Here is an 8,286-nt window from a genome sequence, read left to right on the forward strand (position 1 = left end):
GCGGCCGTCGGCGATGGCGGCGCGCAGCCGCCCCGCCAGCCAGTCGGCTCGGCCACCGGGCGGGGCTGCGCCGACATCGAGTTGGAGGAAGTCCGATCCGGCGGTGATGGACTCGTCGGATGCTCTGCCTTTGGCCCTGTCCACCGGACCATTGTGGCCGCAGGGTGGAACCCGTGAGCATCGCGTTCCTCCTGGCCACGCTGGTCGTGGTCGCCACCCCGGGCACCGGGGTCGTCTACACCCTCTCCGCCGGGCTGTCCGGGGGACGCCGCGCCGGGGTGATCGCCGCGTTCGGCTGCACGGTGGCTGTGGTGCCGCACCTGGCCGCGGCGTGCACCGGGCTCGCCGCGCTGCTGCACGCCAGCGCACCGGCGTTCCGAGTGGTCCAGTACCTCGGCGTCGGGTACCTCCTTTACCTGGCCTGGGCGACCTGGCGGGACCGCTCCGGCTTCGCGGCCGGCGATGCCGCCGCCCGCCCCGCGCACCGGGTGATCCTGTCGGCGGTGCTGGTCAACCTGCTCAATCCCAAGCCGACCCTCTTCTTCGTGGCGTTCCTGCCGCAGTTCGTGCCGGCCGGCGGGCCCGGCGCGACGGGCCGGATGCTGACCCACGGGATGGTGTTCATGCTGGTCACCTTCGGGGTCTTCGCCGCCTACGGCAGCTTCGCCGGCACGGTCCGCGACCGGGTGCTGGCCCGGCCCCGGCTGACCGACTGGCTACGCCGCACCTTCGCCGGGTCGTTCGTCGCGCTCGGCGTCTCCCTGCTGCTCGCCGAGAGATAGGAGTGCCATGCGTTTCCACCACGCCCCCGGCGTCCGGTCGACGCACCCGACGCTGGTCGCCGGCGTACTGGCCGCCGACGGCGTCACCCCGGACGTCGCGGTGGACGAGCGGGTCGCGCACTTCGCCGGCCTGGCGCGGCAGCGGTTGACCGCCGGCGCCGAGAGCGGGTTCCCCGAGATCCGGGCCTGGCGGCGCGCCTTCGCCGCGATGGGGCTGCCGCCGACCCGCTACCGGTGCGCCGCCGAGTCGCTGCTGCGCCGGTTCCGCCGGGACGGGGAGCTGCCCCGGCTCCACCCGCTGGTCGACCTCTGCAACGCGGTCTCCCTCGCGTACGCGATCCCCGTCGCGGTGCTGGACGTGACGCGGATCGACGGCGACCTGGCCGTCCGGCCCGCCACCGGCGAGGAGGAGTACGTGACCCTCGCCGGTGACCTCGAGCGTCCGGAGCCCGGCGAGGTGGTCTTCGCCGACGGGGCGGGACGGGCGCACTCACGGCGGTGGACCCACCGGCAGAGCGGCTGGTCGGCGGTGCGCCACACGACCGGGACCGTGCTCATCGTGGCGGAGGCGCTGCACGATTCGGCCGGTCGGGACGTGCCGGCGCTCCTGGACACCCTGACCGCGGAGCTGGCTGCCGGCTGGCAGGTCGACCCGCGGGGCGCGGTGCTGACGGCCGCCGCACCGGCCGTCGACGTACCCGGCTGAGGTCCCCCGTCGTTTCCGGCGGGGACCGGCGCCCGCCGCGGCCGGGTCAGGCCGTCTCGCCGGGCGCGAGGTAGCGGTAGCCGTCGCCGAGCGTCTCGGCGAACCAGCCGTTCACGCTGGCCAGGCCCCGCTCGTTGAGCTGCGCGTCGTGGATCGGGTGGGTGCGCGCCGCGCCGACCGCACCGGCGAACCCGATCGCCTCGGTCAGCTTCAGCCAGGACGCCTGGGCCGGCACCAGCAGCGTCCACACCGGCCGCCCGGGCAGGTGCAGGGAGTCACCCGGGTGGTAGACCTCGTCGTCCACGACGTACCCGAGGTTGGCGCAGTCCGGCTGGCCGTCGTGGATGGTGGCGTGCCGGCCACCCACCGCGGTGACCGCGAAGCCGGCGGCGGTGAATTGCTGCCCGGCCCGTACCCGCTGGACCGGCAGCGTGGGCAGGGCGGGCAGCTCGGCGCCCTCAGGCACGAAGACCGGGACGCCGAGGCCGGCCAGCCGCAGCACGTCGATGTGGTCGGCGTGTTCGTGGGTGACCAGGACGGCGTCCGCGCCCACGAGAGCGGCCGGCTCGCTCCAGGTGCCGGGGTCGACGACGAGCACGCGACCGTCGCGTTCCAGGCGCACGCAGGCGTGGGTGTATTTCGTGATCCGCATCGGACGGACGCTACCGCAGCCCTGCCCGACGTCGCTGTCCGTGCCCTCAGCAGCACGAATTGATGTATTGACATCAAAAGGCAACCCGTCAGTAACATCCGTCACATCGGAGTACCGAGACCCCCGTCGACCGACGTCCGACCACCAGTTGGGCGTCGGTCCGCGCACACCCCCCTCTCCGCGCGGGCACCCGAGAAAGACAGACGATCATGAGGACGTACATCAGCAGGTGGCTGTTCGCGGTGGCCGTGGCGGTCGCCGCCGTCGCCGTCGCACCCACCCCCGCACAGGCCGCCGCGTACACCGCGTCGAGCAACCCGATCCTGTTCGTGCACGGCTGGAACAGCAGTGCCAGCACCTGGAACACGATGATCAGCCGGTTCCAGGCCGACGGCTGGCCGTCGAGCCGGCTGCGCGCCTTCTCCTACAACACCAGCCAGTCCAACGCCACCACCGCGCAGCAGGTCGGCCAGGAGGTCGACAAGCTACTCGCCAGCACCGGCGCGACGAAGGTGGACATCGTCACCCACTCGATGGGCGGGCTCTCCTCCCGCTACTACCTGAAGAACCTCGGCGGCGGGGGCAAGGTGGACCGGTGGGTGTCCCTCGGCGGCCCGAACCACGGCACCAGCTCCGCCAACGCCTGCTACAGCACCGCCTGCACGGAGATGCGGATCGGCTCGACCTTCCTGGCCAACCTCAACTCGGTCGACGAGACCCCGGGCGTCCCGACGTACGGCACCTGGCGGTCGAACTGCGACGGCGTGATCAACCCGGTGGACAGCACGGTGCTCTCCGGGGCGAGCAACACGTTGGCGGGCTGCGTGACACACACCAGCCTGCAGAACGACGCCACCATCTACGGCCAGGTGCGCGACTTCGTCAACCCGTGACGGCGGTGGGGCCGGCGGTGGCGCGGACTTACTCCGCAGGCCGGCGGCCCCCCGGAGTCAGCCTCGGGCCGGGCCGCCGTCGTCGTCCATGATCTCGTGGAACTCGGCCGGGGTGATCTCCCCCTCGCGCAGCCGCCGGGCGTTGGCGGCGAACTTCCCGATCGCCGCGCCCCGGGCGGACTCCCGCGTCGTCGGAGCTTCGTCGGGCTCGCCGTGCAGGCGGCGCAGCGCGTCGGCCAGCCGGGCGTCGGCGGCCGGCCCGGTGCCCCAGTCGCGGGCCAGCACGACGGTGCGGCCGAGGGTGTCGGCGCCGGGCCGTTCGGCGGCGAGAACGGCCCGCATCATGCGGTGGAACGTGACGGCCAGGGCGTCCGCGTCATCGGCGATCATGGGAGCAACGTAGCGTCCCGGTGCGACAGTTCCGGCCGCCGGGGAGCCGTGGTAGCGGCATGATCGGGGCATGGACCGAGGGCACCGCGCCGTCCCGCACACCGCCGACGTGCGGATCGAGGCGTGGGCGCCGGACCGGGAGAGCTGCCTGGCCGAGGCGGTCGCCGCGCTGGTGCAGACCTTCGTCGACACCACCGGCGCCCGACCGGACGGCGAGACGACGGTCGAGCTGCCGGCCGACCGGGACGAGGACCTGCTGGTGGGAATTCTCGACGAGGTGATCTTCCGGTTGGAGACCGAAGGCACGGTGCCGCTGGCCACCGAGGCGCAGCCGAGCGCCGACGGCCTGCGGGTGTGCTGGCACACCGTCGGGACCGACGCGGTGGAGCTGGTGGGCGCGGTGCCGAAGGCGGTCTCGCTGCACGAGCTGCGGTTCGCCGGCACCGACTCCGGCTGGCGCTGCTCGGTGACCGTGGACGTCTGACCGGCTCAGCCCTTCACCACGCCGATCGGCGTCAGCCGGGCCACCTTCCGGCACAGGCCGGCCCCCTCGGCCGCCGCCACCACGGCGGTGACGTCCTTGTACGCGGCCGGCATCTCCTCGGCCAGCCCGCGCCGGCTGGCGCCCCGCACCGCGATGTCCTGCGCCTCCAGCTCCCGGCGCGGGTCGTGCCCGCGGACCGCCCTGGTGGCCTGCTTGCGGCTCTGCACCCGGCCAGCGCCGTGGCAGGTTGACGCCCAAGCCGGCGAACCAGCCACGCCGGTCAGCACGTACGAGCCGGTGCCCATCGAGCCGGGGATGAGGACCGGCTGCCCGGCCGGGCGCAGGTCGTCGGGCAGCTCGGGGTGCCCCGGCGGGAGGGCCCGGGTGGCGCCCTTGCGGTGCACGCAGAGCGGCCGGGGCATCCCGTCCACCTCGTGCGTCTCGATCTTGGCGAGGTTGTGCGAGATGTCGTACACCAGGTCGAGGTCGCAGCCGGTGACCCGGGCGAAGACCTGACGGGCGGCATGGGCGAGCAGCTGCCGGTTGGCCCGGGCGTAGTTGGCCGCGGCGGCCATCGCCCCCAGGTAGGCCCGACCCTCGTGGGACGAGACCGGCGCGCAGGCCAGCTGCCGGTCGGGCACATGGATGCCGTACCCGGGCATCACCTTCTCCATCTCCCGGACGTAGTCCGTGCAGATCTGGTGGCCCAGCCCGCGCGAGCCGGAGTGGATCATGACGCAGACCTGGCCGGCGCGCAGCCCGAAGGTCCCCGCCACGGCCTCGTCGTAGACCTCCTCCACCGCCTGCACCTCGAGGAAGTGGTTGCCGGAGCCGAGGCTGCCCACCTGGCGGGCGCCGCGCTCCACCGCCCGCTCGCTCACCTGGGCCGGGTTCGCGTCGCCCACCGCGCCGTAGTCCTCGCAGCGGTCCAGGTCCCGCTGGACGCCGAAGCCGCGCTCGACGGCGTACCGGGAGCCGCCGCGGAGCACGGCGTCGAGCTCGGCCCGGTCGGTCAGGTGCCACACGGCGCCCTTGCCCATGCCGCGCGGGGTGGACTCGCTCAGGCCGTCCATCACGGCGTCCAGCCGCGGGCGCAGCGCGGCCCGGTCCAGGTCGCGGTGAGCAGCCGCACCCCGCAGGAGATGTCGAAGCCGACCCCGCCGGGCGAGACCACTCCCCCGTCCTCGACGGCGGTGGCGGCGACCCCGCCGATCGGGAAGCCGTAGCCCCAGTGCACGTCCGGCATGGCGTAGGAGGCGCCGACGATGCCGGGCAGAGTGGCCACGTTCGCCACCTGCTCCAGCGACTTGTCCGCCCCGGCGTCCGGGAGCAGCGCCCGAGACGCGAACACCACTCCCGGTACCCGCATCGGATCGTGCCGGTCGATGCGGAACCGGTACGGCGACTCCTCGACCAGGTCCATCCCGCCCGGCTACCCCGGCCCGGACCGGTTACACCCCGCTGGTTCTCCCTCGCCCCATCCGGGTAGTGCTGGCAGCATGCCCCAGCGATACGAGAACTACCCGAAGGTCGCCATCGTCACCGGCGCGGACTCCGGCATCGGCAAGGCCTGCGCCGTCGCCCTCGCCGAGGCCGGCTTCGACATCGGCATCACCTGGCACCGCGACCGCGCGGGCGCGCAGCGCACCGCCGGAGAGGTCGGCGCCCTGGGCCGCCGCTGCGAGGTCGCCGAGCTGGACCTGACCAGGCTTCCGGAGGCGGCCGCCGTCGTGGACGAGCTGGCCGACCGGCTCGACGGGATCGGCGTGCTGGTGAACAACGCCGGCACCGGGGCGTCCACCCCGTTCGTCGACACCGGCTGGGAGCAGTGGCGCGAGGTACTCGCGGTGGACCTGGACGGCCCGTTCCTCTGCTCGCAGCGGGCGGCCCGGCGGATGCGCGCCGCCGGGCGGGGCGGCCGGATCGTCAACATCACCAGCGTGCACGAGCACGCGCCCCGGGTCGGGTCGGCCGCGTACTGCGCGGCGAAGGGCGGGCTGGGCCTGCTCACCCGCGTCATGGCGCAGGAGCTGGCCGCCGACGGGATCACCGTCAACGCGGTGGCGCCCGGCGAGATCTCCACCCCGATGACCGGCCAGGAGGACGTCGACCCGTTCACCGAGGACCGTCCCGGCGTACCGGTGGGCCGACCGGGCGACGCGCGGGAGGTCGCCGCGGTGGTGGCGCTGCTCGCCTCGCCCGCCGCCGCGTACGTGACCGGGGCGTCCTGCGGTGGACGGCGGCATGCTGCTGATGGGTCCGCAGGCCGGCTCGCACCTGCGCTCGGACGACTGGCGCTCGGGCTGAATCACCCCTGCGTCCCGGCCGGCCGGGGCGGGCGACGACGTGCGGCCGGGTGCGGGCGGGTGGTCGCAACACCGCGGCAACTCATGGGTCGGGCCAGAGACCATGTCGCGGCGGACGACCGCCCTCCCGGCGCGCGCCGGCGCAGGTTGTCACACCTGACGTCCTCCGGAGGGCGGGCGGTGTAACAAATCGTGACGCTTCGCGTTCACACCGTCCACCTAGGGTTCTCGACGGCCCGGCCACACGACGGACGGGCCGTCCACCGGCCCCGAGACCCGGGGTCCCGCAACCGGAAGGACGTCACGATGCCCTTCACCCGACGCGCCGCCGCCACGGCGGCGCCCTCGCCGTCGCCCTGCTGACCGCGCAGGCGGCCCTGCTCCCCCAGGCCGCGCAGGCCGCACCCCGATCCGGTCCGGAGACCCCGTCGGTGCTGCTGCTCGACATCGACCGGCCGGGCACCGCCGAGGACCGCTCGGCCGTGCTGGTCTGCGGACGGCCGGCGGCACCCACCCCGACGCGGTCACCGCCTGCCGCACCCTGGCCCGCGTCGACGGCGACCTGTCCGTCCTGTCGGCCGAGCCGGGCCCCTGCACCTTCGACTACGCGCCGGTGACGGTCCGCGCCTGGGGGTTCTGGCAGGACCGGCCGGTGACCTGGTCGAAGTCGTACGAGAACCGGTGCCTGCTGCTGCGCGGCACCGGCGCCTTGTTCGCCTTCTGACCGGATCGGCGCGGCGCCCGTCCCTGGGGAACGGGCGTCGCGCCTCCCGGTCACGGCACGCGCGAGATCGACCGGCGGCTGACGTAGGCGACCTGGACGGCGAAGGCGGCCAGCGCGACCACCACCCCGACGCCGATCGCCACCGCCGAGCCGGCGCCGACCAGCCCGACGAGCAGCGTCACGCCGAGCCCGATCAGCAGGGCGTTGACCGCCCCCACCATGGCCGCTGTGGTGAGCATCAGCTGGAACCACCCGGGCCGCGCGCCGACCGCCCGCCAGGCGGCGCGGGCGATGTCCTCGTCCGACACCGCGTCGGCGAAGAAGTCGTGACCGGTGGAGACGGTGCGGTGGTAGTAGGCCCGGATCCGCTGAATCCGTTGCAGGTCCAGCGAGTTCTCCACCATGTTCTGCACCAGCCGGGCGAACGTCAGCAGCCCGGTCACCACCAGCGTCGGCAGCACCGCCCCGAGGTACGGCCGGATCAGCCCCTCGCTGCTCGAGACGAAGCCCAGACCGATCAGGGCCGCCGACAGCAGCGACAGGAACACCGTCGCCCGTCCCACCGACTCGGCGATGGTGGCGCCGCGGGAGGTCTGGAGCACGAAGTGCTCGGTGGTCAGCGCGGTGAGCAGTGCCTGCTCCCGCTCGCGGTCGTCCATGCCCCGACCCCCGGCCCTCCTGGATAGGCCCACCATACGAAAGCGGGCAGCCCGGCCGACGTCGAATCCGCAGACCCTCCCCCGGGCGGCCCGGCCGCCCCGCTGACGGACAATGGGGTACGCCGGCCCGGCGACCCGGGCCGCAGACCAACCAACCAGTGGGAGACCGGTCAGCGTGTCCGAAACACCCCGAGGCGGCACCGAGCTACGCGCCGACTGCGCCCGCTGCGTCGGGTTGTGCTGCGTCGCCCCGGCCTTCGCCGCCTCGGCGGACTTCGCGCTGGACAAGCCCGCCGGCCAGCCCTGCCCGAACCTGGGCGCCGACTCGCGCTGCGGCATCCACCCGCAGCTGCGCGAGCTGGGCTTCCCCGGCTGCACCGTCTTCGACTGCTTCGGCGCCGGCCAGCACGTCACCCAACACACCTTCAGCGGGCGGAACTGGCGGGACGACCCGGCGACGGCATCGGCCATGTTCGCCACCTTCGCCGTGGTGCGCCCGCTGCACGAGCTGCTCTGGTATCTCACCGAGGCGCTGGCGCTGACCCCGGCCGGGGCGCTGCGGGACGAGCTGCGGGCGGCCGTGGACGAGACCCGAGACCTCACCGCCGGCGGCGCCGACGCGCTGCGCGACGTGGCCGTCGACGCGTACCGGGGGGCGGCTGAACCCGCTGCTGGTGCGGGCCAGCGAGC

The 8,286-nt window shown here is 74.1% G+C and carries 9 protein-coding genes and 2 pseudogenes; 7 read left to right on the plus strand and 4 right to left on the minus strand.

The genetic code is table 11. The features are described from left to right. The first annotated feature begins 173 nt into the window (after nucleotides 1-173). On the plus strand, nucleotides 174-782 hold the full coding sequence (locus JNW89_RS19965) for a LysE family translocator (protein ID WP_238450050.1): 609 nt from the start codon (nucleotides 174-176) through the stop codon (nucleotides 780-782). 7 nt (nucleotides 783-789) lie between these two features. Continuing rightward, complete coding sequence (locus JNW89_RS19970; protein ID WP_238448769.1) at nucleotides 790-1,488, plus strand: B3/4 domain-containing protein; 699 nt, start codon at nucleotides 790-792, stop codon at nucleotides 1,486-1,488. 46 nt (nucleotides 1,489-1,534) lie between these two features. On the opposite strand, the gene JNW89_RS19975 is transcribed toward JNW89_RS19970, so the two are convergent. Then, nucleotides 1,535-2,140: an MBL fold metallo-hydrolase gene (locus tag JNW89_RS19975; RefSeq protein ID WP_238448768.1), complete on the minus strand. Its 606-nt coding sequence runs from the start codon at nucleotides 2,138-2,140 to the stop codon at nucleotides 1,535-1,537. 209 nt (nucleotides 2,141-2,349) lie between these two features. On the opposite strand from JNW89_RS19975, the gene JNW89_RS19980 reads away from it, so the two are divergent. Next, nucleotides 2,350-3,033 carry a triacylglycerol lipase gene (locus tag JNW89_RS19980; RefSeq protein WP_238448767.1) on the plus strand — a complete coding sequence of 228 codons (684 nt, stop codon included), beginning with the start codon at nucleotides 2,350-2,352 and terminating at the stop codon, nucleotides 3,031-3,033. 57 nt (nucleotides 3,034-3,090) lie between these two features. On the opposite strand, the gene JNW89_RS19985 is transcribed toward JNW89_RS19980, so the two are convergent. Then, nucleotides 3,091-3,423 carry a hypothetical protein gene (locus JNW89_RS19985; RefSeq protein WP_238450051.1) on the minus strand — a complete coding sequence of 111 codons (333 nt, stop codon included), beginning with the start codon at nucleotides 3,421-3,423 and terminating at the stop codon, nucleotides 3,091-3,093. Between the two features lie 70 nt (nucleotides 3,424-3,493). Between JNW89_RS19985 and JNW89_RS19990 the strand changes: the two genes are divergently transcribed. Continuing rightward, nucleotides 3,494-3,907 (plus strand): archease, encoded by a 414-nt coding sequence (locus JNW89_RS19990; protein WP_238450052.1) that lies wholly within the window; start codon nucleotides 3,494-3,496, stop codon nucleotides 3,905-3,907. Between the two features lie 5 nt (nucleotides 3,908-3,912). Here JNW89_RS19990 and JNW89_RS19995 read toward each other — a convergent pair. After that, nucleotides 3,913-5,330, minus strand: a pseudogene (locus JNW89_RS19995) (RtcB family protein). 76 nt (nucleotides 5,331-5,406) lie between these two features. Between JNW89_RS19995 and JNW89_RS20000 the strand changes: the two are divergent. Together JNW89_RS20000 and JNW89_RS20005 are read left to right on the plus strand one after the other, a co-directional pair. Continuing rightward, the gene (locus JNW89_RS20000) at nucleotides 5,407-6,399 is read left to right on the plus strand and encodes an SDR family oxidoreductase (protein WP_238450053.1); all 993 of its coding nucleotides are present in this window, start codon (nucleotides 5,407-5,409) and stop codon (nucleotides 6,397-6,399) included. A gap of 355 nt (nucleotides 6,400-6,754) precedes the next feature. Beyond that, nucleotides 6,755-6,937: an SSI family serine proteinase inhibitor gene (locus JNW89_RS20005; RefSeq protein ID WP_238450055.1), complete on the plus strand. Its 183-nt coding sequence runs from the start codon at nucleotides 6,755-6,757 to the stop codon at nucleotides 6,935-6,937. A gap of 50 nt (nucleotides 6,938-6,987) precedes the next feature. On the opposite strand, the gene JNW89_RS20010 is transcribed toward JNW89_RS20005, so the two are convergent. After that, nucleotides 6,988-7,596 carry a hypothetical protein gene (locus tag JNW89_RS20010; RefSeq protein ID WP_238450054.1) on the minus strand — a complete coding sequence of 203 codons (609 nt, stop codon included), beginning with the start codon at nucleotides 7,594-7,596 and terminating at the stop codon, nucleotides 6,988-6,990. 175 nt (nucleotides 7,597-7,771) lie between these two features. On the opposite strand from JNW89_RS20010, the pseudogene JNW89_RS20015 reads away from it, so the two are divergent. Next, nucleotides 7,772-8,286 (plus strand): annotated as a pseudogene (locus JNW89_RS20015) (pentapeptide repeat-containing protein); the annotation flags it as partial.

It is taken from the genome of Micromonospora sp. 4G55 (assembly GCF_016803375.1).

Coding starts and splice junctions, on each gene's coding strand:
- JNW89_RS19990 (WP_238450052.1), top strand. CDS start 3,494: ATGGACCGAGGGCACCGCGCCGTCCCGCACACCGCCGACGTGCGGATC.
- JNW89_RS19970 (WP_238448769.1), top strand. CDS start 790: ATGCGTTTCCACCACGCCCCCGGCGTCCGGTCGACGCACCCGACGCTG.
- JNW89_RS19980 (WP_238448767.1), top strand. CDS start 2,350: ATGAGGACGTACATCAGCAGGTGGCTGTTCGCGGTGGCCGTGGCGGTC.
- JNW89_RS20000 (WP_238450053.1), top strand. CDS start 5,407: ATGCCCCAGCGATACGAGAACTACCCGAAGGTCGCCATCGTCACCGGC.
- JNW89_RS19985 (WP_238450051.1), bottom strand. CDS start 3,423: ATGATCGCCGATGACGCGGACGCCCTGGCCGTCACGTTCCACCGCATG.
- JNW89_RS19975 (WP_238448768.1), bottom strand. CDS start 2,140: ATGCGGATCACGAAATACACCCACGCCTGCGTGCGCCTGGAACGCGAC.
- JNW89_RS20010 (WP_238450054.1), bottom strand. CDS start 7,596: ATGGACGACCGCGAGCGGGAGCAGGCACTGCTCACCGCGCTGACCACC.